At 74.4% G+C, this 25,577-nt stretch carries 24 protein-coding genes; 16 read left to right on the top strand and 8 right to left on the bottom strand.

Annotation, left to right across the window (positions count from 1 at the left end; translation table 11 throughout):
* Nucleotides 1-167: 167 nt before the first annotated feature.
* From E9549_RS00790 to E9549_RS00780, 3 genes are all read left to right on the top strand, one after another.
* Nucleotides 168-356, top strand: coding sequence for a hypothetical protein (locus E9549_RS00790; RefSeq protein WP_236824669.1), 189 nt, complete (start codon nt 168-170; stop codon nt 354-356).
* Between the two features lie 141 nt (nt 357-497).
* Nucleotides 498-887, top strand: a complete 390-nt coding sequence (locus E9549_RS00785) for a F0F1 ATP synthase subunit epsilon (RefSeq protein ID WP_236824668.1) — start codon at nt 498-500, stop codon at nt 885-887.
* Between the two features lie 21 nt (nt 888-908).
* Nucleotides 909-1,310 carry a DUF2550 domain-containing protein gene (locus E9549_RS00780; RefSeq protein ID WP_236824667.1) on the top strand — a complete coding sequence of 134 codons (402 nt, stop codon included), beginning with the start codon at nt 909-911 and terminating at the stop codon, nt 1,308-1,310.
* A 7-nt stretch (nt 1,311-1,317) separates the two neighbouring features.
* Here the strand turns inward: E9549_RS00780 and E9549_RS00775 are convergent, their stop codons facing one another.
* Nucleotides 1,318-1,929 (bottom strand): cob(I)yrinic acid a,c-diamide adenosyltransferase, encoded by a 612-nt coding sequence (locus E9549_RS00775; RefSeq protein WP_236824666.1) that lies wholly within the window; start codon nt 1,927-1,929, stop codon nt 1,318-1,320.
* A 178-nt stretch (nt 1,930-2,107) separates the two neighbouring features.
* On the opposite strand from E9549_RS00775, the gene murA reads away from it, so the two are divergent.
* Nucleotides 2,108-3,388 (top strand): UDP-N-acetylglucosamine 1-carboxyvinyltransferase, encoded by a 1,281-nt coding sequence (gene murA, locus E9549_RS00770; RefSeq protein ID WP_236824665.1) that lies wholly within the window; start codon nt 2,108-2,110, stop codon nt 3,386-3,388.
* Here murA and E9549_RS00765 read toward each other — a convergent pair.
* On the bottom strand, nt 3,385-3,714 hold the full coding sequence (locus E9549_RS00765; RefSeq protein ID WP_236824664.1) for a hypothetical protein: 330 nt from the start codon (nt 3,712-3,714) through the stop codon (nt 3,385-3,387). The two genes, murA and E9549_RS00765, sit on opposite strands and share 4 nt — an antisense overlap.
* A gap of 100 nt (nt 3,715-3,814) precedes the next feature.
* On the opposite strand from E9549_RS00765, the gene E9549_RS00760 reads away from it, so the two are divergent.
* From E9549_RS00760 to E9549_RS00750, 3 genes are all read left to right on the top strand, one after another.
* Complete coding sequence (locus E9549_RS00760; RefSeq protein ID WP_236824663.1) at nt 3,815-5,833, top strand: protein meaA; 2,019 nt, start codon at nt 3,815-3,817, stop codon at nt 5,831-5,833.
* A gap of 257 nt (nt 5,834-6,090) precedes the next feature.
* Nucleotides 6,091-6,861: an enoyl-CoA hydratase-related protein gene (locus tag E9549_RS00755; protein ID WP_236824662.1), complete on the top strand. Its 771-nt coding sequence runs from the start codon at nt 6,091-6,093 to the stop codon at nt 6,859-6,861.
* Between the two features lie 233 nt (nt 6,862-7,094).
* Entirely contained in the window at nt 7,095-8,441 is a 1,347-nt protein-coding gene (locus E9549_RS00750; protein WP_236824661.1) for a dicarboxylate/amino acid:cation symporter, read from the top strand.
* Nucleotides 8,442-8,493: 52 nt separating this feature from the next.
* Here E9549_RS00750 and E9549_RS00745 read toward each other — a convergent pair whose 3' ends face one another.
* Together E9549_RS00745 and E9549_RS00740 are read right to left on the bottom strand one after the other, a co-directional pair.
* A complete protein-coding gene (locus E9549_RS00745) occupies nt 8,494-9,375 on the bottom strand; it encodes a hypothetical protein (protein ID WP_236824660.1) in 882 nt (293 codons plus the stop codon).
* Nucleotides 9,376-9,420: 45 nt separating this feature from the next.
* Nucleotides 9,421-10,638, bottom strand: coding sequence for an EAL domain-containing protein (locus E9549_RS00740; protein WP_236824659.1), 1,218 nt, complete (start codon nt 10,636-10,638; stop codon nt 9,421-9,423).
* Between the two features lie 113 nt (nt 10,639-10,751).
* Between E9549_RS00740 and nucS the strand changes: the two genes are divergently transcribed.
* The 3 genes from nucS (at nt 10,752) to E9549_RS00725 (ending at nt 13,598) form a co-directional block, all read left to right on the top strand.
* Nucleotides 10,752-11,423 (top strand): endonuclease NucS, encoded by a 672-nt coding sequence (gene nucS / locus E9549_RS00735; RefSeq protein ID WP_236824658.1) that lies wholly within the window; start codon nt 10,752-10,754, stop codon nt 11,421-11,423.
* A gap of 84 nt (nt 11,424-11,507) precedes the next feature.
* Entirely contained in the window at nt 11,508-13,289 is a 1,782-nt protein-coding gene (locus tag E9549_RS00730) for a 3-hydroxyacyl-CoA dehydrogenase family protein (protein WP_236824657.1), read from the top strand.
* A gap of 3 nt (nt 13,290-13,292) precedes the next feature.
* Complete coding sequence (locus E9549_RS00725) at nt 13,293-13,598, top strand: hypothetical protein (protein WP_236824656.1); 306 nt, start codon at nt 13,293-13,295, stop codon at nt 13,596-13,598.
* Nucleotides 13,599-13,607: 9 nt separating this feature from the next.
* On the opposite strand, the gene E9549_RS00720 is transcribed toward E9549_RS00725, so the two are convergent.
* The 4 genes from E9549_RS00720 to mce all read right to left on the bottom strand — a co-directional run bounded on the left by E9549_RS00720 (nt 13,608) and on the right by mce (nt 18,203).
* Complete coding sequence (locus E9549_RS00720; RefSeq protein WP_255714447.1) at nt 13,608-14,765, bottom strand: class F sortase; 1,158 nt, start codon at nt 14,763-14,765, stop codon at nt 13,608-13,610.
* Between the two features lie 134 nt (nt 14,766-14,899).
* Nucleotides 14,900-16,141 (bottom strand): hypothetical protein, encoded by a 1,242-nt coding sequence (locus E9549_RS00715; RefSeq protein ID WP_236824655.1) that lies wholly within the window; start codon nt 16,139-16,141, stop codon nt 14,900-14,902.
* Between the two features lie 156 nt (nt 16,142-16,297).
* Nucleotides 16,298-17,629 (bottom strand): crotonyl-CoA carboxylase/reductase, encoded by a 1,332-nt coding sequence (gene ccrA, locus E9549_RS00710; RefSeq protein WP_236824654.1) that lies wholly within the window; start codon nt 17,627-17,629, stop codon nt 16,298-16,300.
* A gap of 112 nt (nt 17,630-17,741) precedes the next feature.
* On the bottom strand, nt 17,742-18,203 hold the full coding sequence (gene mce, locus E9549_RS00705) for a methylmalonyl-CoA epimerase (RefSeq protein ID WP_236824653.1): 462 nt from the start codon (nt 18,201-18,203) through the stop codon (nt 17,742-17,744).
* Nucleotides 18,204-18,414: 211 nt separating this feature from the next.
* Here mce and E9549_RS00700 point away from each other — a divergent pair, with 211 nt between their 5' ends.
* The 6 genes from E9549_RS00700 (at nt 18,415) to E9549_RS00675 (ending at nt 25,576) form a co-directional block, all read left to right on the top strand.
* On the top strand, nt 18,415-19,605 hold the full coding sequence (locus E9549_RS00700; protein ID WP_236824652.1) for an acetyl-CoA C-acetyltransferase: 1,191 nt from the start codon (nt 18,415-18,417) through the stop codon (nt 19,603-19,605).
* Entirely contained in the window at nt 19,602-20,624 is a 1,023-nt protein-coding gene (gene meaB, locus E9549_RS00695; RefSeq protein ID WP_236824651.1) for a methylmalonyl Co-A mutase-associated GTPase MeaB, read from the top strand. Before E9549_RS00700 ends, meaB begins: the two co-directional genes overlap by 4 nt.
* 62 nt (nt 20,625-20,686) lie before the next feature.
* Entirely contained in the window at nt 20,687-22,156 is a 1,470-nt protein-coding gene (locus E9549_RS00690; protein ID WP_236824650.1) for an NAD(P)/FAD-dependent oxidoreductase, read from the top strand.
* Between the two features lie 58 nt (nt 22,157-22,214).
* Nucleotides 22,215-22,730, top strand: coding sequence for a MarR family winged helix-turn-helix transcriptional regulator (locus tag E9549_RS00685; RefSeq protein ID WP_236824649.1), 516 nt, complete (start codon nt 22,215-22,217; stop codon nt 22,728-22,730).
* 39 nt (nt 22,731-22,769) lie between these two features.
* Entirely contained in the window at nt 22,770-24,449 is a 1,680-nt protein-coding gene (locus tag E9549_RS00680; protein WP_236824648.1) for a methylmalonyl-CoA mutase, read from the top strand.
* 164 nt (nt 24,450-24,613) lie between these two features.
* Nucleotides 24,614-25,576: a tetratricopeptide repeat protein gene (locus E9549_RS00675; protein WP_236824647.1), complete on the top strand. Its 963-nt coding sequence runs from the start codon at nt 24,614-24,616 to the stop codon at nt 25,574-25,576.
* Nucleotide 25,577: the final 1 nt, after the last annotated feature.

The raw sequence follows: 25,577 nt of genomic DNA, 5'->3' as shown, positions 1-25,577 counted from the left end.
CCGAGGCCGGGTCCCTCCCAGGAGGGGCCCGGCCTCCGGCGTCCCCGGCGGCTGGGCGCATCCTCCGTCGGGGTGAAATCCGCCCGCCGGGCCTGCGGTGCGCACGCCGGCCCGCCGACGATCCCGTCAGGCGCACCCGGCCGACGGGTGCTGGCACGGGGGGCGACGTGGAGCGGGACAGCGCAGTGGTGCCGCGCGGGGGCCGGGAGGCGCTCGACTGGACCTGGCCGCCGTACGCGCCCGTGGAGGTCCGCACCGCGGACTTCGACACCGAGCGCTGGGCGTCCGCGACGTGCGTCCGGCGCCCGTGGGTGCGCGTCGGGCGCTGGACGCTGCTCTACCGCCGCGCCGCCTGAAGACCGTTCCTCCTGCCCCCGCACCTCGCCGTCCCCCGCGAGCGGGAGGTGCCCCCAGCCGCGAGCGGGTCCCTGCAGGCAGGCCGGCAGCCACACGTCGCTACAGTGAGCGTGACCCGTCCGTTCCAACCGAGGAGTGTCGTGGCGACCCTGCAGGTCGAGTTGGTGGCCGTCGAGCGCAAGATCTGGTCCGGCGAGGCGACCAGCGTCATCGCCCGCACCACGGAGGGCGAGCTCGGTGTCCTCCCCGGTCACGCGCCGCTGCTGGGGCAACTGGCCGAGGGTGGCGTCGTGACGATCCGCACCGAGACCGGCGAGGACATGGTCATCGCCGCCCACGGCGGCTTCCTCTCCGTCACCGAGAAGGGGGTCTCGATCCTCGCCGAGACCGCGGAGATCTCCAGCGAGATCGACGTGGAGCGCGCGCGTGAGGCGCTGCGCCGTGCCGAGAGCGAGGGCGACGACCCCGACGCGGTCGCCGCCGCGCGCCGCGCCCAGTCGCGGCTGAGGGCGGCCGGCGCGAGCGACTGAGCTCGACGGCGAGCGCGCGGGATGACCACCGCCCTGTGGGTGCTGACCGGCGTCCTGCTGCTGCTCGTCGTCGTGGTCTTCCTGCTGCGCCGCCGCTTCCTGCTCTCGGGGCTCGGTGCGGTGACGATGTGGCTGCGCCCCGAAGGTGCGTCCCGGTGGTCGGTGGGTGTCGCCTGGTACGGCGACGACGCGCTGCTCTGGTACCGGGCGCTCTCGCTGTCGGTCCGGCCGCAGCAACGGCTCACCCGGGCCGGCTTCCGGGTGCTCGCCCAGCGACCGGCGCACCGCGACGACCTGGCCCTGCCGGCCGACGTCCTCGTGCTGCGGTGCACCACCGTCCAGGGGCAGCGGGAGCTGGCGATGGACCGTTCGACGGTGACCGGCTTCCAGTCCTGGCTGGAGTCGGCCCCGCCGGGCAGCTGACCGGCCCCTACTCCTGCGGCGCCGCGGCGGCGCGCTGGGCGTGCACGCCGCTGTGCGCACCGGGCTCCCAGAGGATGTCGCCGTCGGGGTTGGCCACCCGGCCGAGGATGAACACCAGGTCCGACAGCCGGTTGAGGTAGCGCGCCGTCTCGGGGTTGGTCCGCTCGGCGTCGCTCTCCAGCAGCGCCCAGACGCTGCGCTCGGCCCGGCGGACGACCACCCGCACCTGGTGCAGCAGCGCCGCCAGCGGCGTGCCCCCGGGCAGGATGAAGCTGTCCAGCTTCGGCAGCGTCTCGTTGTAGGTGTCGCACGCCGCCTCGAGCCGCTCGGTGTAGGCCGCCGTCACCCGCAGCGGCGGGTACTGCGGCTGCGCGACGATCGGCGTGCAGAGGTCGGCCCCGACGTCGAACAGGTCGTTCTGGATGCTGCGCAGCAGGTCGGCGAGGGCCGGCTCCGGGGAGCCGAGGGCGATCGCGACGCCGATCGCGCTGTTGGCCTCGTCCACGTCGGCGTAGGCGACCAGTCGGGGGTCGGTCTTGGCCACCCGGCTCATGTCGCCCAGGTGGGTCTGGCCGGCGTCGCCGGTCTTCGTGTAGATGCGCGTCAGCCGGACGGTCATGCAGCGAGCCTAGGAGAAGGACCCTCCTGCCCCCCACACCTCGCTGGCGCTCGGCGCGGGTCCCTGCAGGAGGGTCGTTCCACACGTGCACCGCTCGCACGCTCGCGGCGGGCCTCTGCAGCAGGGCCGTTCCAGCACGTGGTGGGGCGTCGCCGCGGGGTCCCCGTAGGGTGGTCCGGTGCAGTGCTTCGAGGTGACCGGGGGAGCGAGGCTCGCGGGCCGGGTGCGGGTCACCGGTGCCAAGAACAGCGCCCTCAAGCTCATGGCGGCGGCGCTGCTCGCGCCCGGGCGCTCGACCATCGACGAGGTCCCCGACATCCTCGACGTGGCGATCATGAGCGAGGTGCTCCGCCGGCTGGGCTGCGCCGTCTCCTACGAGCGCACGCCCGGCAGCGGCGGCGGCGGCCGGCTGACCATCGACGTCCCGGACGCGCCCTCGACCGAGACCGACTACGACCTGGTCCGCCGGATGCGCGCCTCGATCAGCGTCCTGGGCCCGCTCGTCGCCCGCTGCGGCAGCGCGCGGGTGGCGCTGCCCGGTGGGGACGCCATCGGCTCCCGCGGGCTGGACATGCACATCTCCGGCCTGGAACGCCTCGGCGCCACCATCGTCAGCGAGCACGGCTTCCTCGTGGCGACCGCCCCCCAGCTCACCGGCACCTCGATCTGGCTGGACTTCCCCTCCGTCGGCGCCACGGAGAACCTGGTGATGGCCGCGGTGCTGGCCGCGGGGACCACCGTGGTCGACAACGCCGCGCGCGAGCCCGAGATCGTCGACCTGTGCCGGATGCTCGGCGAGATGGGGGCGCGCATCGACGGCGCCGGCACCTCCACGATCACCGTCGAGGGCGTCGACTCCCTGCAGCCGGTCGAGTACACGACCGTCCCCGACCGCATCGTGGCCGGCACCTGGGCGATCGGGGCGGTGATGACACGCGGCGACGTCGTCATCGAGCGGGGTGTGGCCGAGCACCTGACCGTCGCCCTGGACAAGCTCACCGACGCCGGGGCCGTCGTCGAGGCGCTGCCCGGCGGCATCCGCGTGGCCATGGAGGGCCGCCCGCGCTGCGTCGACGTCGTCACCCTGCCCTTCCCCGGGTTCCCCACCGACCTGCAGCCGATGGCGGTGGCGCTGGCCGCCGTCTCCACCGGGACCGCCCTGATCACCGAGAACGTGTTCGAGGGCCGGTTCATGTTCGTCAACGAGCTGGTGCGGCTGGGCGCCGACGTCCGCATCGACGGCCACCACGCCGTCGTCCGGGGCCGCGAGCGCTTCTCCAGCGCCCCGGTGCTCGCGACCGACATCCGCGCCGGTGCCGGGCTGGTGCTGGCGGGCCTGTGCTCCGACGGCGTCACCGAGGTGCAGGACGTGCACCACGTCGACCGCGGCTACCCCGACTTCGTCGACCAGCTGGCGGGTCTGGGCGCGGTGGTGCGGCGCACCGAGCGCCCGGGCTAGGAACCGCCGCCGAACGAGGCGGCCAGCTGCCGCGCGCGGTCGGCGTCCTCCGGGAACACCAGGACCTCGGCGCGGTGGGCCGCGGGGAACCGCACGGTGGAGCGGATGCCCGCGTCGGAGAGCACCGCCCGCAGCGCCAGTGCCGATTCGCGCTGGCTCAGCGTGGCGATGTGGGTGAGCAGCCCGTCGTCGGCCGGCTCGCGGTGCCGGCGGTCGCGGGCGAGGTCGCTGCCGAAGGCCCACCGGGTGAACAGCGCCAGCAGCGCGAACGCCGTCAGGGCGATGACCGGCCCCCCGGCGTGCAGCAGGCTGTCCGCGACCGCCACGGCCCTCCTCCTCCCGGGTGCACCCGTCAGCGAGTGTGCCACCGCACACATCGCCGGGCGGGGCTGCTACCGGCGGGTAACCGCCCTACACTCCGCCGGTATGCCGTTCCCGCAGAAGCCGGAGGAGCGTGACCGCCCCTGGGTCATGCGCACCTACGCCGGCCACTCCTCGCCGGCCGAGTCCAACGCCCTCTACCGCCGCAACCTGGCGAAGGGGCAGACCGGTCTCTCGGTCGCCTTCGACCTGCCCACGCAGACCGGCTACGACCCCGACGACGAGCTCGCCCGCGGGGAGGTCGGGAAGGTCGGCGTGCCGGTGTCCCACATCGGTGACATGCGCGCGCTCTTCGACGGCATCCCGCTGGACGAGATGAACACGTCCATGACCATCAACGCCACGGCGATGTGGCTGCTGGCGCTCTACCAGGCGGTCGCCGAGGAGCACGGCCACGACGTCAGCAAGCTCGCCGGGACGACGCAGAACGACATCATCAAGGAGTACCTGTCGCGGGGGACGTACGTCTTCCCGCCGGCGCCCTCGATGCGGCTGATCACCGACATGGTCGCCTACACGGTGACGGCGATGCCGAAGTGGAACCCGATCAACATCTGCAGCTACCACCTGCAGGAGGCCGGTGCCACACCGGTGCAGGAGATCGCCTACGCGATGAGCACCGCGATCGCGGTCCTGGACTCGGTCCGCGATTCCGGGCAGGTGCCGCAGGAGCGCTTCGGCGAGGTGGTCGCGCGCATCTCCTTCTTCGTCAACGCCGGGGTCCGGTTCGTCGAGGAGATGTGCAAGATGCGGGCCTTCACCCAGCTCTGGGACGAGCTGACGAAGGAGCGCTACGGCGTCGAGGACCCCAAGCACCGCCGCTTCCGCTACGGCGTGCAGGTCAACTCCCTCGGCCTCACCGAGGCGCAGCCGGAGAACAACGTCCAGCGCATCGTGCTGGAGATGCTGGCGGTCACCCTGTCCAAGGACGCCCGCGCCCGCGCCGTGCAGCTGCCGGCGTGGAACGAGGCCCTGGGCCTGCCGCGGCCCTGGGACCAGCAGTGGTCGCTGCGCCTCCAGCAGGTGCTCGCCTACGAGACCGACCTGCTCGAGTACGACGACCTGTTCACCGGCTCGGTCGTGGTGGAGAAGAAGGTCGCCGAGCTCGTCGAGGGCGCCCGGGCCGAGATCGCCCGGGTGCAGGAGATGGGCGGCGCGGTGGCCGCGGTCGAGTCGGGCTACATGAAGGGCGAGCTGGTCGCCTCGCTGGCCGAGCGCCGGCGCCGGATGGAGAGCGGCGAGGACGTCGTCGTCGGGGTCAACAGGTTCGACACCACCGAGCCCAACCCGCTCACCGCGGATCTCGACACCGCGATCATGGTCGTCGACCCGGCCGTCGAGGCCGCCGCCCAGGAGGCCGTCCGGAGGTGGCGTGCGGGCCGGGACCAGGAGGCGGCCGGCAAGGCCCTCGACGCGCTCCGCGAGGCGGCGGCCGGCGATGTGAACCTGATGCCCGCCACGCTCGACTGCGCTCGCGCGGGGGTGACGACGGGGGAGTGGGCCGGCGTGCTGCGGGAGGTGTTCGGCGAGTACCGGGCGCCCACCGGCGTCGCCGCCGCCGCCGGTGGCGGGGAGGCCGACGAGACCCTCACCGCGGTCCGCGAGCGGGTCAGCGCCACCGGCGAGGAGCTCGGCGGCCGGCTGCGGTTCCTGGTCGGCAAGCCCGGGCTCGACGGCCACTCCAACGGCGCCGAGCAGATCGCGGTGCGGGCCCGTGACGCCGGCTTCGAGGTCATCTACCAGGGCATCCGGCTGACGCCCTCGCAGATCGTGAGCGCCGCCGTCGAGGAGGACGTGCACGTGGTCGGCCTGTCGGTGCTCTCCGGTTCCCACCTGCAGGTGGTGCCGGCGGTCCTGCAGGGGCTCAGGGAGGCCGGTCTGGACGACGTCCCCGTGGTCGTCGGCGGGATCATCCCCGACAGCGACGCCCGCCGGCTGCGCGAGCAGGGGGTCGCCCGGGTGTTCACGCCCAAGGACTTCGGGCTGAACGACATCATGGGCCAGGTGGTCGACGTCGTCCGCGAGGCCAACGGCCTCCAGGACCGGGTTCCCGCCCCGGTCTGACCGCCGGGCCGAACCGGACGTCGACGCCGGGGGAGAAGCGCACGCGGTCGGGCGGGCCGGGCACATCGCCCAGCCCGGCCGTCCGGGCCGGTGCAGGCCCCAGCGGGTGGTCAGGGAGTGGTCCAGCCGATCCGGCTCGGGCAGCCGGTCGCCCCCCGGAGCGTGCGCCGGCTGCGCGCACCGGGCACCCACCCAGCTTCCCGCTCCCGCCGCTGATCGTCATTGCCGACCGCGGCCGGGCGTGGTGGGGTCGGGGCATGGCTGACGGTGCACCCCGGGTCGAGCGCGACGGTGACGTCGTCCGCATCACGATGACGCGCGCGGCGAAGCGCAACGCGCTCTCCCGCGAGCACCTGGGGCAGCTGCTCGCCGCCGTCACCGAGGCGGGGGAGAGCGACGCCGCGGCGATCGTGCTGGGTGCGGAGGGGCCGGTGTTCAGCGCCGGCCACGACTTCGCCGACGTCGCCGGCTCCTCGCTGCCCGAGGTGCGCAGCCTGCTGCAGCTGTGCACCGAGCTGATGCAGACCGTGCAGGACGTGCCGCAGGTCGTCGTGGCGCGTGTGCACGCCCTCGCCACCGCCGCCGGCTGCCAGCTGGTGGCGTCCTGCGACCTGGCGGTGGCGGCGGAGTCCGCGGGGTTCGCCGCGCCCGGCGGCAAGGGCGGCTGGTTCTGCCACACGCCGATGGTGGCGATCGCCCGCAACGTCGGCCGCAAGCGGGCGATGGAGCTGGCGCTGACCGGTGACGTCATCGACGCGGCGACGGCGCTGGACTGGGGGTTGGTCAACCGGGTGGTGCCCGACGCCGAGCTCGACGCCGCCGTCGACGACCTCGTCGCGCGGGCCACCCGGGGCTCGCGGGCCAGCAAGGCCTGGGGCAAGCAGACGATGTACGCCCAGCTGGACCGGCCCGAGCGGGACGCCTACACCACCGCGATCGAGGTCATGGCGGCGGCGAGCCGGCTCCCCGGCGCGGTCGAGGGGATGTCCGCCTTCCTGGAGAAGCGGCGCCCCGTCTGGCCCGACTGACGGGACCCCGTTCCTTCGTTCTCCGCAGGCCCGGGGCGAGCCTCCGGACGGGGCCGCGGTGAAGCCGGCCACAGGGCGGAATGCCCGGAGGTGCTGGGGGACTGACACACGCGTGCAGAACATCTGGGGGCTGACGCGGCGGCGCACCGTCGACTTCGGCCGCGTGACGGTGGAGCGCTGTCGGGGCTGACGCGCCCCCACCCGCTCCTCCACCCCCTCTGAACGGAAACCTCGTGCTCGCTCGTCCCCGCCGTGTGCCCTTCGCGGCGCAGGTGCTCCTCGGCCTGGTCGTGGGCGTGGCCCTCGGCTTCCTCGCCCGGGAGATCGGCCCCGTCGCCGACGGCTCGCCCAACTGGCTCACCACCACCCTCCAGACCATCGGCAGCACCTTCGTCACGCTGCTGAAGACGCTGGTCCCGCCGCTGGTCGTCACCGCGGTGATCGTCAGCATCGCCAACCTCAAGCAGGTCTCCAACGCCGCGCGGCTGGCCGGGCAGACGCTGCTGTGGTTCGCCGTCACGGCGCTCATCGCCGTCGGCATCGGCATCGGGCTCGGCCTGCTCACCGAGCCCGGCCGCAACAGCTCGGTCGACGCCGCGGCGCAGCAGGACCCCACCCGCACCGGCTCCTGGTTCGACTTCCTGGGCGGCATCGTGCCCGGCAACGTCCTCGGCCTGCAGGGCTCGGCCGAGGGTGCGCTGTCGTTCAACGTGCTCCAGCTGATCGTCATCGCCGTCGCCATCGGCGTCGCGGTGCTCAAGGTCGGCGAGGCGGCGGAGCCCTTCCTGGGCGTCGTCCGCTCCGCGCTGGCGGTCGTCCAGAAGGTGCTGTGGTGGGTCATCCTGCTCGCGCCGCTGGGCACGGTCGGCCTGATCGGCAACGCCGTCGCCAGCTACGGCTGGGAGTCCCTGGGCTCGCTCGGCGTCTTCGCCGGCGCCGTCTACGCCGGTCTGGCCCTGGTGCTGTTCGTCGTCTACCCGGTGCTGCTCGGGCTGCACGGCATCTCGCCGCTGCGGTGGTTCGCCGGCGCCTGGCCCGCCATCCAGCTCGCCTTCGTCTCGCGCTCGTCGATCGGCACGCTGCCGGTGACCGAGCGGGTGACCGAGCAGAACCTGGGCGTCCCGCGGTCCTACGCCTCCTTCGCCGTCCCGCTGGGCGCGACGACGAAGATGGACGGCTGCGCGGCGATCTACCCGGCGCTGGCGGCCATCTTCGTCGCCCAGTTCTTCGGGGTGGACCTGGGCCTGACCGACTACCTGCTCATCGCCCTGGTGTCGGTCGTCGGCTCCGCGGCCACCGCCGGCGTCACCGGCGCGGTGGTCATGCTGACCCTCACGCTGTCCACCCTCGGCCTGCCGCTGGCCGGCGTGGGCCTGCTGCTGGCGGTCGACCCGATCCTCGACATGGGGCGCACCGCGGTGAACGTGGCCGGCCAGGCGCTGGTGCCGACGATCGTGGCCAAGCGCGAGGGCATCCTCGACCTCGAGCGCTACCGGTCGACGCGGACGGTCGACCCGCTCGCCCCGGCCGAGGAGCGCGCCGGCGTGGACGCCGACCTGCGGCAGCCCGCCACCGCGTAGGCGGCGGGTCTCCGACGGGCCCGGACCTCGGCACGAGATCCGGGCCCGTCGCTCATCGGTCGGTCAGGTCCGCGCAGCCGGACTCGTGCGGCAGCAGCGGCCGCAGCACCACCGACCAGCGTGACCCGTCCTCGCCGACCCACGGGGTGGCCGCGTTGCCCTCCGCGGCCGCCCGCAGCACCGCCTGCGCCTGCTCGCCGGTGGCCGTCACGCACGTGGTCCCGGGCGCGATCGGCTCACCCGGCAGCGCCGGGCCCGGCCACGGCAGCTCGGCCTGCGGGGGATCCACCTCGACGTAGGGGCTCACCACCGCGGCCACGGCCTCCGGCTGGTAGGGCTCGGGGCCGCTCACCCGGTCGGCGCCCAGCGCGGCGACCGGGTCGCGCAGCGCCTCGGCCAGCTCCGAGAGCCGGGCGCGGGCGGCCGCCTGCTCCTCGGTGATCCCGGGGTCGAGCTCCCCTCGGGGTCCGGCGCCCATGCCCAGGGCGTACACCTCCCGGGTGACCGTCTCCCCGCCGGTGCGGACGGTGAAGCGGGTGCTGGTCACGTCGGCGACCGGCGGGGTGCCGAGGTCGCCGGTCTCGGTCACCCCGGCGGCGATCGCGCGGTCGACCAGGTCGCGCACGCCACCGTCGCCCAGCCGGTGCACCTGCAGGTTCGGCAGCGCGGGGGCCGGCCAGATGGCGATCACCGGGCCGTCGGTGATCAGCCGGCCGTCGGCGTACAGCGTGGCGGAGGGCACCCGTGCGGCGAGCATCGCCGGGGTGGTGAAGCCGCCGACCTCGCTGACCTGGAGCACGACGGTGGCGTCGTCGCCGGCGGGGGACGACGGCTCCGCCGGGGACCCGCCGGCACCACCGCCGGTGTCGGCGCAGGCGGTCAGGAGCAGGGCCAGGGCCAGCAGGCCGGCGATGCGCAGGGGGCGGGTGCTCATACCCCTGACGACGGGCCGGGGTGGCCGGGAGGTTCCCCGGGGAGCTCAGGCGGGCGATCCGCCGAGCACCTCGGCCGCCGGCCGCGGGCGGCCGAGCAGGTACCCCTGCCCGTAGCGGACCCCGCGGGCGACGAGGACGTTGCGCTCCTCGGTGTGCTCGACGCCCTCGGCCACCAGCCGCGCGCCGGTCTCGTCGGCGAACGCCACCATCGCCGAGGTCATGGCCTGCCGGGCGGGGTCGGTGTGCAGCCCCACGACCAGCCCGATGTCGAGCTTGATGACGTCGGGGTCCAGCCGCAGGATGTGCCGGAGGCTGGCGTAGCCGGCGCCCGCGTCGTCCACGCTCACCGCGACGCCGGCGCGGCGGAGCCCCCGGGTGACCGCGACGACCGCCTCGTAGTCGTCGACGCGGCTGTGCTCGGTGATCTCCACGGCCAGCGGGCAGCCGGCGTGCTCCAGCAGCGCGTCGACGACGGTCGGGCAGAGCAGGGCGTCCGGTGAGAGGTTGACCGCCAGCGTCAGCCCATCGGGCAGCCGGCCGGCCCCGGCCAGCGTCGCGCGCAGCGCCGCCTCCTCGAGCTCGACGCCGACCCCGACCGCGGCGGCCTCGGCGAACAGCGCCGCGGGCCCGTCGCCACCCCAGCCGGGGAAGCGGCTGAGCGCCTCGTACCCGGCGGTGCGCCCGGTCGTCAGCTCGACCACCGGCTGGAGGTGGACCTCGACCGCACCCTGCGCCAGGAAGGCGCGCACCCGGGCGCGGCGGGCGGCGAGGTCGGGCGCGGTGCCGGCACCGGCCTGCCGGAAGTGGTCGCTGATCAGGTCGGCCAGCAGCTCGACGGTGCGGACGGACTCGCCGTCCAGCTGCGCGCCGGCGTCCCGGCTGAGGCAGCAGAGCATCCCGATGGGGCGCGCGTCGGGCCCCCGGACCGGGGCGCCGACGTAGGAGCCGATGCCCAGCTCGCCGGTCACCTCCAGGTCGCGCGTCCGGGGGTCGCGCCCGGCCCCGGTGACGACGGCGGGCAGCTGGCCGCTGAGCACCCGCACGCAGTAGGAGCCCTCCAGCGGCGCCCGCATGCCCTCCTGGACGTTCATGGCGTCGAGGTCACCGGTCGCGGCGGTGATGAGCTGGCTGCCCTCGGTGAAGAGCGACACCCAGGCGACCTCCATGCCCAGCCGCGTGCGGGCGGCGTCGAGCAGCCAGTGCACCCAGTCGCCGGCCGGCCGGTCCGTCTGAGGGGTGCCGGTCGCCGCCGCTGCGCTCACGCCCCCATTCTGGGACGCCGGGGGCCCGGAGGACCACGCTTCCGCACCGGCGTCTTTCCGGAACTCGGCACCGGGTCCGGCCACCCGCCGCGGCGCGGGTAGCGTCGGCGCCCGTGCGCCTGGTCATCGCCCGCTGCTCGGTCGACTACGTCGGTCGGCTCACCGCCCACCTGCCCATGGCGACCCGCCTCCTGCTGGTCAAGGCCGACGGCTCGGTGTCCATCCACGCCGACGACCGCGCCTACAAGCCGCTCAACTGGATGACACCGCCCTGCACGCTGAAGGACGAGCTCGTCGACGGCAGCGGCACCTGGACGGTCACCAACAAGGCCGGCGAGCAGCTGATCATCACGATCGAGGCCGTCGAGCACGACCACGCGCACGATCTCGGCGTCGACCCGGGGCTGCAGAAGGACGGCGTCGAGGCGGAGCTGCAGCGGCTGCTCGCGCTGCACGTGGAGACCTTCGGGCAGGGGTGGTCGCTGGTGCGCCGCGAGTACCCGACCGCCATCGGCCCGGTCGACCTGCTCTGCCGGGACGCCGACGGGGGGACCGTCGCCGTCGAGATCAAGCGCCGGGGCGAGATCGACGGCGTCGAGCAGCTCACCCGCTACCTGGAGCTGCTCAACCGCGACCCGCTGCTGGCCCCGGTCAAGGGCGTGTTCGCCGCGCAGGAGATCAAGCCGCAGGCGCGGGTGCTCGCCCAGGACCGCGGCATCGACTGCGTCACCGTCGACTACGCCGTGCTCAAGGGCACCGACGACCCGTCCCAGCGCCTGTTCTGAGCGGGCCGCCCGCAGAGGGGCCGGGGACCGCCGTCCGCCGTGATGAGAGACTTCCCGCCATCACCGGCGATGGGAGACGGCAACGTGGCCAGGGAACTGAACGAGGTCGGCGTCGTGGGGCTGGGCACCATGGGTGCCGGCATCACGGAGGTGCTCGCGCGGGCGGGGCTGTCGGTCACCGCCGTCGAGACCGGTGACGAGGCGCTGGCCCGCGGCCGCGGCCACGTCGAGCAGTCCACCGACCGGGCGGTCGCCCGCGGCAAGCTCGACCCCGCCGACCGGGACGCCATCTTCGAGCGGATCCGCTTCTCCACCTCGCTGGAGGACCTGGCCGACGCGGAGCTGGTGATCGAGGCCATCCCGGAGCGGATGGAGCTCAAGGCCGACGTCTTCGCCAAGCTGGACAAGATCTGCCCGCCGGACACGATCCTGGCGACCAACACCTCCAGCCTCTCGGTCACCGAGCTCTCGGTGGTCACCGGCCGCCCGAGCAAGGTCATCGGGATGCACTTCTTCAACCCGGCGCCGGTCATGAAGCTCGTCGAGGTGGTCCGCACCGTCGTCACCGAGCCCGAGGTCGTCGAGACCGTCGAGGCGCTCGCCGACCGCCTGGGCAAGGTGGACGTGACGATCGGCGACAAGGCCGGGTTCATCGCCAACGCGCTGCTGTTCGGCTACCTCAACCACGCGGTGTCGATGTACGAGAACCGCTACGCCTCGCGCGAGGACATCGACGCCGCCATGCGCCTGGGCTGCGGCCTGCCCATGGGCCCGCTGTCGCTCATGGACCTCATCGGCATCGACACCGCCTACGAGATCCTCGACACGATGTACAAGCAGTCGCGGAACCGGCTGCACGCCCCCAGCCCGGTGATCAAGCAGATGATGACCGCCGGCCTGCTGGGCCGGAAGTCAGGCCGCGGCTTCTACACCTACGCCGAGCCCGGCTCGGCCGAGGTCGTCCCGGACGACCGGACGCCCACCCCGGGTGGTGCCGCGGCCGGTGCCCGCGACGTGCGGACCGTCGGCGTCGTCGGCTCGGGCACGATGGCCACGGGGATCATCGAGGTCGTCGCCAAGGGCGGGTACGACGTGCGGTTCGTCGCGCGCTCGCCCGAGAAGGTGGAGGCCGTCACCACGGCGCTCGGCAAGTCGCTGGACAAGCAGGTCGTGCGCGGTCGCCTCGAGGAGGCGGCGAAGGCGGAGATCCTGGGCCGGGTCTCGGGGACGACGTCGCTGGACGACCTCGCCGACCGCGACCTGGTCATCGAGGCCGTCGTCGAGTCGCTGCCGGTCAAGGAGGCCCTGTTCGCGAACCTCGGCGAGATCGCCAAGCCGGGCGCGGTGCTGGCCACCACCACCTCGAGCCTCCCGGTCATCGAGTGCGCGAAGGCCAGCGGCCGCCCGGCCGACGTCGTGGGCATGCACTTCTTCAACCCCGCGCAGGTGATGAAGCTCGTCGAGGTCGTCTCCACGATCTCCACCGCACCCGACGTCGCCGCCACCATCCACGCCGTCTCGGCGCAGCTGGGCAAGCACGCCGTCTCCTGCACCGACCGCGCCGGCTTCATCGTCAACGCGCTGCTCTTCCCCTACCTGAACGACGCGGTGAAGATGCTGGAGGCGCACTACGCCACCGCCGACGACATCGACGCCGCGATGAAGGTCGGCTGCGGCTACCCGATGGGGCCCTTCGAGCTGCTGGACGTCGTGGGTCTCGACGTCTCGCTCGCGATCGAGAAGGAGCTCTACACGGAGTTCCGGGAGCCGGGCTTCGCGCCGGCCCCGCTGCTGGAGCACCTGGTGACGGCCGGCTACCTCGGCCGCAAGACCGGCCGCGGGTTCCGGGACTACGCCGGTCGCTGACGGGTGCCCCGTCGCCGTCCCCGGGCCGGTCCCCGACCTGCTGGCCGGGGACCGGCCCGGCGCGTCGACCCGGTCGAGGAGGCCGGCGACGGCGACTGGGTCGTCCGGCCGATCACCGGTGCCGCCACCGGCAAGACCTACCGCTGCCCGGGCTGCGACCAGGAGATCCGCCCGGGCACGCCGCACGTGGTGACCTGGCCGGCCTACGTCCGCGACTCCGACCTGGACCCGTGGGACGTCGACTCGGCGGCCGACCGCCGGCGGCACTGGCACACCGGCTGCTGGCGCTCGCGGCAGCGGCGCAGGTAGCGGCCGCGCTCAGCCGGCCAGCCGGGCCGAGACCACCACGTTGTCCCGGTAGCTGCCCGTCGCCGCGTCGAACGCCCCGCCGCAGGTGATCACGCGGAGCTCCGCGGCCGGGGTCGGGGCGTAGACGGCGTCGCCGGGGAACGCGTCCTTCGCGTACCGCTCCACGGCGGTCACCCGGAACCGGGCGACGCCGCCGTCGGCTCCTTCGACCAGCACCTCGTCACCAGGGGCTACCCGGTCGAGCCGGCCGAGCGCCCCGGGGCGTCCCGCCCAGTCGACGTGCCCGGTGAGCACCGCGGGGCCGGTGGCGCCGGGCCGGGGGCTCCCGGTGAACCAGCCGACGAGGGCGGGGTCCGCCGGCGGGGAAAGCGCGCCGCCACCGTCCAGCCCGGCGCCGACCACCGACGCGTCGATCCCGGCGGCCGGGACGCGCAGCCGCACCGGCGCTGCCGGCACCGGCCGCGCCGCCGCGGGTCCCCCGACCGCGGCGGAGACGGCGCGGAGCAGCCGGCCGGCGAGCGGGCCCGCCGGGCCGCCTCCTGCATCGACCCCGCCCGCGGGTCGCACCGCGGGACCGGTGGCGTCGGCCACGACCCGCAGCTCGATACCACCCCCGGGTCGTGCCAGGACCAGCACCGTCCGCACCGAGCCCGCGGGCAGGTCGACCTCGGCGTCGTCGCCGGTCGAGGGCAGGCGGGCGCGGTACCGGCCGCCGGGCACCGTCACGGGGGTCGCGGCGCCCGGGGAGCGCAACTCCTCGGCGAGCGGCGGCCCACCGTCGAGCACGACGTCGAGGGGGCCGGTGCCGGGCGCCGCCCCGAGCACGCGCACCCGCGCCGCGCCGGCGGGCGGGGCGCTGAGGTCGTCGTCCAGCGGCTGGAGGGCGAGGTCGGCGAAGGCGCCCGCGAGCGTCACCGTGCGGGCCTGCCCGGCGGAGAGCTCGAGCCGGGCCGAGAGCACCGGCGGCGTCGTGGCGGGTGAGCCGGCGGCCCGGACGCTGACCGCGTACGCACCCGCGGGCAGCTCGGCGAAGGCGCTCACCCCGCCGTACCCCATCCCGGTGGCGAGATCGGGGCCGGGATCGGTGAGCAACTCACCGGGCGGTGCCGCGGGCGTCAGCGAGACGTCGACCGCCGGGGTGTCGGGGGAGAGGTGGGCGACCCGCAGGAGCGCGGTACCGGTCTCCCCGGCCGCAGCGCTCGCCGGTGCGGCCAGGCCGCCCAGCAGGACCGCCAGCGCGAGCGCGAGGAGGCCGGCGCGGACCGGGGAGCGGCGCCGGGTGCGCGGGGAGCCGACCTGCGTCAGGAGCGGCCGACCGGCTCGTCGACCGACTCCTCCGACTCCTGCCCGGCAGGGGCCGTTCCGGCGGTCGGTCGCGGGGGCAGGGGGAGCGCGCGCGTCGTCGGCTCGGCCCGCTGGACGGCCGGGAAGGTGGCGGTCACCGGATCGGAGCGGGTGGGCTGGCGGGCCGCGGCAGCCTCGCCCTGAGGGACCTGCACCGCGGGCTGCTGCCCCGTCTGCGGCCCGCCGGCCGGGGCCGGTGCCTCCGGACGCTCGGGCTCCGCGGCCCGGACCGGCTGGGGTGCGGTGGCCGGCTGCGCCGCGGGCTGCTGGGGAGCCGCCTGCTGGGGAGCGGTCTGCGGGCGAGCGGGCTGCTGGGGGGCGGCCTCGGGGGTGCGGGCGGTCGGCTGCGGGCGGCGCTCGGTGCCGGCGTCGGCACGCGCATCGTCGCGGGGGCCCTGCGGGCGGTCCCCGAGGTCGGGCAGGTCGTCCAGCAGGCGGCGGGCCTGGACCAGCCGGCTGGTGAGCTCGTCGCGGACCTCGCGGATGGCCTCGGCGCGGGCCTCGGCGTCGGCCACGAGCTGGGCGGCATGCTGCTCCGCGGCGGCGATGCGCTGGCGGGCGGCCTGCGTGGAGACGCGCTCGCGCTCCTCCTCGGCCCGGGCGGCCTCGGCGCGGCGGGCGCGCTGGGCGATGTCGAAGTCCTCCTCGACCTTGGCGCGACGGGCCTGGGACTCGGCGTCCAGCCGGGCGACCCGCTCCTGCGCCTTGGCGACCAGCTCGTCGGCCCGCTGCTGCGCCTTCTGCGCGATCTGCTCGGCGCTCTGCCGCGCCTCGGCGATCATCCGCTCCACCTCCGCCTGGCCGGCGGCGTGGCGTTCCAGGAGTGCCCGCTCCTCGGCGGCCGTCTGCTCGCGCACGGCCATGGCGTCGGCCTCGGCGGCGCGGCGGATCTCCGCGGCCTCCTCCTCGGCGAGCTGCAGCATGTGCTGGATGCGCTCGCTGATGTTCTCGAAGGTGGGGGCCGCGGCGTTCGCCGCCTTGCGGCGCAGCGTCTCGATCTCGCCGTGGAGCGCCGACAGCTGGCTGGCCAGGTCGGAGGAGCGCGCGACGGCGGCGTCGCGGTCGGCGAGCGCGATGCGGAAGTCCGCCTCGAGCCGTTCGATCGTGTCGGCGACCTGGCTGCGGTCGTACCCCCGCAGGACCACGTCGAACGAGTGCTGGGCCTCGTGCACCGGCATGTCGCGGCGGGGGTCGTTCATGGTCGCCATCCTCGCAGAAGGGCAGGGGCTCGTCACCGTCCCGGGCGGGGTCGGTCCCAGATGTCCCGGGCGTCCCGGCCGACACGCCGGGCGGTGCGCGCAGGGGGCCGGATCGCGAGCGCGGCCCGGCCCCCGGTGAGCCTCTGGACGGGGTCCTCAGATGCCGCGGAAGCGGTTGATCGCCTCGATGTGCTTCGCGCGCTTCTCGGCGTCCTTGACGCCCAGCCCCTCCTCGGGGGCGAGGGTCAGGACGCCGACCTTGCCCTGGTGGGCGTTGCGGTGGACGTCGAGGGCGGCCTGGCCGACCTGCTCCATCGGGTAGACCTTCGACAGGGTCGGGTGGATGAGGCCCTTGTCGATGAGCCGGTTGGCCTCCCACGCCTCCTTGTAGTTGGCGAAGTGCGAGCTCAGGATCTTCTTGAGGTTCATCCAGAGGTACCGGTTGTCGTACTCGTGCATGTAACCGGTGGTGGACGCGCAGGTGATGATCGTGCCGCCCTTCTTGGCCACGTAGACGCTGGCCCCGAAGGTCTCCCGGCCGGGGTGCTCGAAGACGATGTCGACGTCCTCGCCACCGGTCAGCTCGCGGATCTTCTTCCCGAAGCGCTGCCACTCCTTCGGGTCCTGGGTGTCCTCGTCCTTCCAGAACTGGTAGCCCTCGGCGGAGCGGTCGATGACCAGCTCGGCGCCCATCCGGCGGACGATCTCGGCCTTCTCCGGGCTGCTCACCACGCACACCGGGATGGCGCCGCCGTTGAGCGCCATCTGGGTGGCGTAGGAGCCCAGGCCGCCCGAGGCGCCCCAGATGAGCACGACGTCGCCCTGCTTCATGTTGGCGCCGTTCTTGCTCACCAGCTGGCGGTAGGCGGTCGAGTTGACCAGCCCGGGGCTCGCCGCCTCCTCCCACGACAGGTGCGCGGGCTTGGGCATGAGCTGGTTGCTCTTGACCAGCGCCAGCTCCGCGAGGCCGCCGAAGTTGGTCTCGAAGCCCCAGATGCGCTGCTGCGGGTCCATCATCGTGTCGTCGTGCCCGGCCGGGTCCTCGAGCTCCACCGAGAGGCAGTGCGCGACGACCTCGTCGCCCGGCTTCCACTTGTTGACCCCGGGGCCCACGCGCAGGACGACGCCGGCCAGGTCCGAGCCCACCACGTGGTAGGGCAGGTCGTGCCGCTTGGTGAGCTCGGAGACGCGGCCGTAGCGCTCGAGGAAGCCGAAGGTGGAGACCGGTTCGAAGATCGACGTCCAGACGGTGTTGTAGTTCACCGACGACGCCATGACGGCCACGATCGCCTCGCCCGGGCCGAGCTCCGGCGTCGGGACCTCCTCGACGTGGAGGGACTTGCGCGGGTCCTTCTCCTTGGTGGGCAGGCCCACGAACATGTCCTGCTCGTCCTTGCGGACCAGCACGGCGCGGTAGGACTCCGGCACGGCCAGGCCGCCGAGGGCGTCCAGCTGGTCGGCGAGGATGGCGTCCCTGATCTCGTTCACGCGTTCTCCCGGGTCATCGGTGGCCGTGGTCGGCCGGGCTCGGAGGGCGGTGCGGGTGCGGAGAGGTTACCGATGGGTAACCGCTGGCTCCGGGGTGGTCGGTGCGCGGTGGTCAGTGCGAGCTCGTCGCGGCCGGCTCGACGAGCTCGACCAGGACGCCGCCGGCGTCCTTGGGGTGGACGAAGTTCACCCGGCTGTCCGACGTGCCGCGCTTGGGCGTGTCGTAGAGCAGCCGCAGCCCGCGCTCGCGCAGCGTGGCGCTCACCGCCTCGACGTCGTCGACCCGGAAGGCGAGCTGCTGCAGCCCCGGCCCGGAGCGGCCGATGAACTTGGCGATGGTGGACTCCGGGGTCAGCGGCGCGAGCAGCTGGATCCGCGTCTCGCCGGTGCCGACGGCGAGCATGGCCTCGCGGACCCCTTGCTCCTCGTTGGTCTCCTCGTGCACCGAGTGGACCCCGAAGGCTCGGGCGTAGAAGGCGATCGCCTCGTCCAGGTCCGGGACGGCGATGCCCACGTGGTCGATGGTCGTCAGCAGGCCCTCGGGCAGCCCGGGGCGCTCGGCGTCGGTGCTCACGCAGGCATAGTGCCGTCAAGACGTCTGAGACGACAGGTCGGTGTGGTGGGCCTCACGCCGGTGCCGTGACCCGGGCCACTCGATCGGCCCTGCCGCCCGTCGGGCGGCCGTCCTATCCTTCCCGGAAGGCCCGACGCCGCGCCGGCACCACCGTCGCGGTGCGTCCCGACAACGAGGTCGCCACCGGCGGCGGCCCGGCACTGGAGGCAGCATGTCCCGCTCGGTCATCGTCAGCGGCGCCCGGACCCCGATGGGCCGGCTGCTCGGCTCGCTGAAGGACTTCTCGGCGGCCGACCTCGGCGGCGTCGCCATCAAGGCCGCGCTCGAGCGGGCCGGCATCTCCGGCGACCAGGTCGACTACGTGATCATGGGCCAGGTCATCCAGGCCGGCGCCGGCCAGAACCCCGCCCGCCCGGCCGCGGTGGCCGGCGGCATCCCGATGTCGGTGCCCTCGCTGACCATCAACAAGGTCTGCCTCTCCGGCCTGAACGCCATCGCGCTGGCCGACCAGCTCATCCGCGCCGGCGAGTACGACGTCGTCGTCGCCGGGGGCATGGAGTCCATGACCCAGGCGCCGCACCTGCTGGCGGGCTCCCGCACCGGCACCAAGTACGGGGACACCAAGCTCATCGACTCGATGGCCCACGACGGCCTCTCGGACACCTTCGACCAGGTGGCGATGGGCGCGCTCACCGAGCAGGCCAACAGCCGGTACGACCTGACCCGCGAGGAGCAGGACGAGTTCGCCGCCGCCAGCCACCAGAAGGCCGCGCGCGCCGCCAAGGACGGGATCTTCGACGAGGAGATCACCCCCGTCCTCATCCCCCAGCGCAAGGGCGACCCCATCGAGTTCCGCGAGGACGAGGGCATCCGCCCCGACACCACCGCGGAGAGCCTGGCGAAGCTGAAGCCGGCCTTCGCCAAGGACGGCACGATCACCGCCGGCACCGCCTCGCAGATCTCCGACGGCGCCTGCGCGGTCGTGGTCATGAGCGCCGAGAAGGCCGCGGAGCTCGGCTGCACCGTCATCGCCGAGATCGGCGCGCACGGCGTCGTCGCCGGCCCGGACGCGACGCTGCAGAGCCAGCCGTCGCGGGCGATCCAGAAGGCTTGCGAGCGCGAGGGCATCGACCCGAGGTCGCTGGACCTGGTCGAGCTGAACGAGGCCTTCGCCGCGGTCGGCATCGTCTCCACCCGCGAGCTCGGCATCGACCCGGAGAAGGTGAACCCCAACGGTGGCGCCATCGCCCTGGGGCACCCGGTCGGCATGAGCGGGGCGCGGATCGTCCTGGACCTGGCGCTCGAGCTCCGCCGCCGCGGCGGCGGCGTCGGCGCCGCGGCGCTCTGCGGCGGCGGCGGTCAGGGCGACGCCCTCATCCTGCACGTGCCCGCGAAGGCGTGACGGACGGCCTCGCCGTCCAGCCCGACGCCCCCACCGGCCCGCGCGGCCGGCGGGGGCGCCGGGCCGTCGACGTCCCGACCTTGGTCGAGCGCGCCCGCGAGGGCGACGCCCGGTCGGTGGCCCGGCTGATCTCGCTGGTGGAGGACGCCAGCCCCGCGCTGCGCGAGGTGGCCGCCGCGCTGGCGCCGCACACCGGCCACGCCCAGGTGATCGGCCTCACCGGCTCGCCCGGCGTGGGCAAGTCGACGTCGACGACGGCGCTGGTGCGCGCGTTGCGGCAGGCCGGCAAGCGGGTCGGGGTGCTCGCCGTCGACCCGTCGTCGCCGTTCTCCGGGGGCGCGCTGCTGGGCGACCGCGTGCGCATGCAGGACCACGCCGGCGACAGCGGCGTCTTCATCCGCTCGATGGCCTCCCGCGGGCACCTCGGCGGGCTCTCGTGGGCCACCCCGCAGGCGCTGCGCGTGCTCGACGCGGCCGGCTGCGACGTCGTGCTCATCGAGACCGTCGGGGTGGGGCAGTCGGAGCTGGAGATCGCCTCGCTCGCCGACACCACGCTCGTGCTGGTCGCCCCCGGCATGGGTGACGGCATCCAGGCGGCCAAGGCCGGGATCCTCGAGGTCGCCGACGTCTTCGTGGTGAACAAGGCCGACCGGGACGGTGCCGACCAGACGGTCCGCGACCTCCGCTACATGCTCTCCCTCGGCGGCCGGCACTCCGAGGCCGGGCACTGGCGCCCGCCGATCTGCCGCACGGTCGCCGCCCGCGACACCGACAACGGCGTCGACGAGGTGCTGGCCCGGATCGAGGAGCACCGGCAGTGGCTGGAGTCCTCGGGCGAGCGGCACCGCCGGCGCAGCGAGCGGGCCGCGCGCGAGATCGAGGCGATCGCGCTGGCCACGCTGCGCGAGCGCATGGGCGACGTGCGCGGGTCCGCGGCGCTCGGTGCGCTGGCCGACGCCGTGGTGGGCGGCGGGACCGACCCCTACCGCGCCGCCGACGAACTGCTCGGCCAGCTCTAGCCTCTGACCGAGCAGGTCGGTCGCCCACCCGCCAGGATGGGGCGGGTGAACGGACTGCGGCAGTGAACGGCAAGCCGGACGCCGTCGTCGTCGGCGCGGGCCCCAACGGGCTGGCCGCCGCACTCCGGCTCGCCGCCGCGGGCCTGCGGGTGCAGGTGGTCGAGGCGGCCGGGCGACCCGGCGGCGGGATGCGCACCGAGGAGCTCATCCGCGCCGGGTTCCACCACGACGTCTGCTCGACGGTGCAGCCGCTGGCCGCCGCGGCACCCTTCTTCCGCGAGTTCGACCTGCCGTCGCGCGGGGTCCGGCTCGTCCACCCGGACGTCAGCTTCGCGCACCCGCTGGACGGCGGCCGCGCGGCGGTCTCCCACCGCTCCCTGGAGCGAACCGCGGCCGGGCTGGGCGCGGACGCCGACGCCTACCGCCGGCTGTTCAGGCCGCTCGTGGAGCACGGCGGCGACATCGTCGACTTCTTCCTCACCAGCCGGCTGCGCAGCCTGCCGACGCGCAGCCCCGTGCAGATCGCCCGGTTCGGGCTCACCGGCCTGCCCGACGTCCGCTGGCTGGCGCACCGGTACTTCGACACCGCCGAGGGGCGCGCGCTGCTGGGTGGTGCCGCGGCCCACGGGATGCTCGACCTCCGCCGGCCGCTGACCTCGGCGCTGGGCATGCTGCTCGCGATGCTGTCCCACCACGTCGGGTGGCCGCTGGTCGAGGGCGGGTCGCAGCAGCTTGCCGACGCCATGGTGACCGCCCTCGAGGAGCAGGGGGGCGAGGTGGTCACCGGGCACCTGGTCACCGATCTGCGGGAGTTCGAGGGGGTGCCCGCGGTCCTGCTCGACACCACGCCCGACGCGTTCGTGGCGATGGCCGGCGACCGGGTGCACGAGGGCTACCGCCGCTGGGTCCGGCGCTACCGGCACGGCGCCGGCGTCTTCAAGATCGACTGGATCCTCTCCGAGCCGGTGCCCTGGGCGAACGCCGACGTCCGCCGTGCCGGCACGGTCCACGTCGCCGGCACCCTGGAGGAGACGATCGAGGGGGAGCGGGCGCCCAACGAGGGCCGCCTCACCGACCGGCCCTACGTGCTCGCCGTGCAGCCGACGGTGCCCGACCCCAGCCGGGCGCCGGACGGCGGGCACATCTTCTGGGCCTACGTGCACGTCCCGCACGGCTCCGACGTCGACATGACCGAGGCGATCGAGCGGCAGGTCGAGCGGTTCGCACCCGGCTTCCGCGACACGGTCGTCGACCGCCACACGAAGAGCGCCGTCCAGATGGAGCAGTGGAACCCCACCTACCTGGGCGGTGACATCTCCAACGGGCAGACCACCCTCCGGCAGATGCTCGCCCGGCCGGTCCCGCGCTGGAACACCTACAAGACGCCGGTCCCGGGGGTGTACCTCGCGTCCTCGGCGACCCCGCCCGGTCCGGCCGTCCACGGCGCCTGCGGCGACCAGGCCGCGCGCGTCGCCCTGCGCGAGGTGTTCGGCGTGCGGCACGTCCCCCCGCTCCGGCCGCCGCTGCGCTGACCCGCGTGCGTCCCGCGGTGATCCGGGGCGTCCGGGGCGCGCAGGTACCGTGCCGCGCATGGTCCGACCGCTGGGGCTGCCGTTCGACCCGATCGAGCGCGCCGGGGAGAAGTGGGAGACGCACTTCGGCCCGTCGTCGGCGATGCGGGCGGCGACGTCGGTCTTCCGCGTGCAGCAGATCCTGCTGGCCCGCTTCGACGGGGTGCTGCGCCCGCTGGAGCTGACCTTCGCCCGCTACGAGGTGCTGGTGCTGCTCACCTTCAGCCGGTCGGGGGAGCTGCCGCTGAAGGTGATCGGCAGCCGGCTCATGGTGCACCCGACGAGCGTCACGAACGCCATCGACCGGCTGGCCGCCGCCGGGTACGTCGACCGCCGCCCGAACCCGGCCGACGGCCGCGGCGTCCTGGCCGCGATCACCGAGCGCGGCCGTGCCGTCGTGGACGAGGGGACCCGGGCGCTGACCGCGATCGACTTCGGCCTGGCGGACCTGGCGGAGGACGAGCAGGAGGCGCTGTTCACGACGCTGCGCCGCGTGCGGCTGGGTGCGGGCGACGTCGCCGGCGACTCGCCGTGACGCTCGACACACGATAGTTGGACGTCCTAGCATCTCGTCATGAGCGACGACGCCCGGCAGCGGTGGCAGCAGCGGTACGACGCGGCGCTGGCCGCCGGGCGGGTCCGCGACGCGGACTTCACCACGCTGTCGGGGGTGGAGGTCGACCCGGTGTACGGCCCGGCCGACGAGGGCGCCGTCGAGGGGTTCGACCGGATCGGCTACCCCGGCGAGTTCCCGTTCACCCGGGGTCTGCACGCCACCGGCTACCGCGGCCGGGCCTGGACGATCCGGCAGTTCGCCGGCTTCGGCAACGCCCGGCAGACCAACGAGCGCTACAAGATGATCCTGGCCGAGGGCGGCGGCGGGCTGAGCGTCGCCTTCGACATGCCCACGCTCATGGGCCGCGACTCCGACGACCCGCGCAGCCTCGGGGAGGTCGGGCACTGCGGCGTGGCCGTGGACACCGCCGTCGACATGGACGAGCTCTTCGACGGCATCGACCTCGAGGCCACCACGACGTCGATGACGATCAGCGGCCCGGCCGTCCCGGTGTTCTGCATGTACCTGGTCGCCGCCGAGCGCCAGGGCGCCGACACCGGCCGGCTCAACGGCACGCTGCAGACCGACATCTTCAAGGAGTACATCGCGCAGAAGGAGTGGCTCTTCCCGCCGGAGCCGCACCTGCGCCTGATCGGCGACCTCATGGAGTACTGCGCCGAGAACATCCCGGCGTACAAGCCGATCAGCGTCTCCGGCTACCACATCCGTGAGGCCGGCTCGACGGCCGCGCAGGAGCTCGCGTACACGCTGGCCGACGGCTTCGCCTACGTGGAGCTCGGGCTCTCCCGCGGCCTGGACGTCGAGCAGTTCGCCCCCGGGCTGTCGTTCTTCTTCGACGCGCACATCGACTTCTTCGAGGAGATCGCCAAGTTCCGCGCCGCGCGCCGCATCTGGGCCCGCTGGCTCCGCGACGTCTACGGCGCCACGACCGAGAAGGCGCAGCAGCTGCGCTTCCACACCCAGACCGCCGGCGTCAGCCTCACCGCCCAGCAGCCCGACAACAACATCACCCGGACGGCGGTGGAGGCGCTGGCCGCGGTCCTCGGCGGCACCCAGTCGCTGCACACCAACGCCCTGGACGAGGTACTGGCGCTGCCCAGCGCCAAGGCCGCGCAGATCGCGCTGCGCACCCAGCAGGTCATCGCCGAGGAGACCGGGGTCATGAACGTCGCCGACCCGCTCGGCGGCTCCTGGTACGTCGAGGCGCTCACCGACGAGCTCGAGCGCCAGGCGGAGGAGATCTTCACCCGCATCAAGGACATGGGCACCGACGGGACGATGACCAGCGGCATCCTGCGCGGGATCGAGGACGGCTGGTTCACCGGCGAGATCGCCGAGGCGGCGTTCACCTACCAGCGGGCGCTGGAGAAGGGCGACAAGAAGGTCGTCGGCGTGAACACGCTGGTCGGCTCGGTGGACGCGCACGACAAGCTGGACATCCTCCGCGTGAGCCACGAGGTGGAGGTCGAGCAGAAGGCGGAGCTCGCCGTGCGCCGGCAGCAGCGGGACGACGACGCCGCCCGCGCGGCGGTCGCACGCCTCGTCGAGGTCGCGCGGACCGAGGCCAACATGGTCCCGGCGATGCTCGACGCCGTGCGCGCCGAGGCATCCCTGGGCGAGATCTGCGACGCACTCCGCGCCGAGTGGGGCGGCTACACCGAACCGGCCCGCTTCTGAGCGCACTGTCGCGCTCCGCGCTCCGACCGCGGCCAGGAGGCGTTCCCGAGCTGCGCTGAGCCGTTCCGGCGAGTGCCGCCCCCTGTGCCGACGGGCGGCACCCCGGTGTCTCCGGCAGGACCCTACGGGCCCGTGCCGGAACCACCGGTGGGATCATCGGTCCCATGCAGCCCACCCGCCCCGGACGTCCCGACCCGCGCGCGCAGGCACAGCAGGCGCAGATGGCCGCCGCCATGGCCGGCGCCGTCGACCTCGCCGCCGTCAAGGCGCGCTCGGAGGCCGCAGCGCGCGCCCAGGCCGCGCCGCCGCCGAGCGCCACCGCGCCGGCGGGCGCCCCCGGTGGCGCGGTCGTCGACGTCACCGAGGCGACCTTCCAGGCCGAGGTGCTGGACCGGTCGTTCCAGGTGCCGGTCGTGCTCGACCTGTGGGCCGAGTGGTGCGGGCCGTGCAAGCAGCTCTCCCCGGTGCTCGAGCGGCTGGCGGTCGAGGGCGGCGGCTCCTGGGTGCTGGCGAAGGTCGACGTGGAGGCGAACCCGGCGCTGGCCCAGGGGCTGCGCGTCCAGGGCATCCCCGCCGTCAAGGCGGTGTGGCAGGGGCAGCTGGTCGCCGAGTTCACCGGCGCGATCCCCGAGGAGCAGGCCCGCCAGTTCGTCACCGAGCTGGTGCAGGCCACCACCGGTGGGGCGGTCCCCGGCGCCGAGCCGCAGGCCGACGTGGAGGACCCGCGGCTGGACGCCGCCGAGGCAGCGCTCGAGCGGGGTGACCTGGCCGCGGCCGAGGCCGCCTACGAGGCGATCCTCGCCGAGGAGCCCGACCACCCCGACGCCGGTATCGCGCTGCGCCAGGTGCAGCTGTTCCGGCGGGCCGAGGAGGCCGGCCCCGACGCGCTGGCCGCCGCGGACGCCGCGCCCGACGACGTCGCCGCGCAGACCCGGGCGGCCGACTTCCTCCTGGGCACCGGCGACATCGAGGGGGCCTTCGACCGGCTGCTCGACGTGGTCCGCCGCACCGGGGGAGAGGACCGGGACGCGGCCCGCAAGCACCTCGTGGAGCTCTTCGCGGTCGTCGGCGACGCCGACCCCCGCGTCGCGTCCGCGCGCCGCCAGCTCACCGCCGCGCTCTTCTAGG

The organism is Blastococcus sp. MG754426, from assembly GCF_021699055.1.
GTDB lineage: Bacteria > Actinomycetota > Actinomycetes > Mycobacteriales > Geodermatophilaceae > Blastococcus.
Note: the sequence above shows the minus strand (reverse complement) of the source record. Positions and strands in the feature narration are given on the sequence as shown.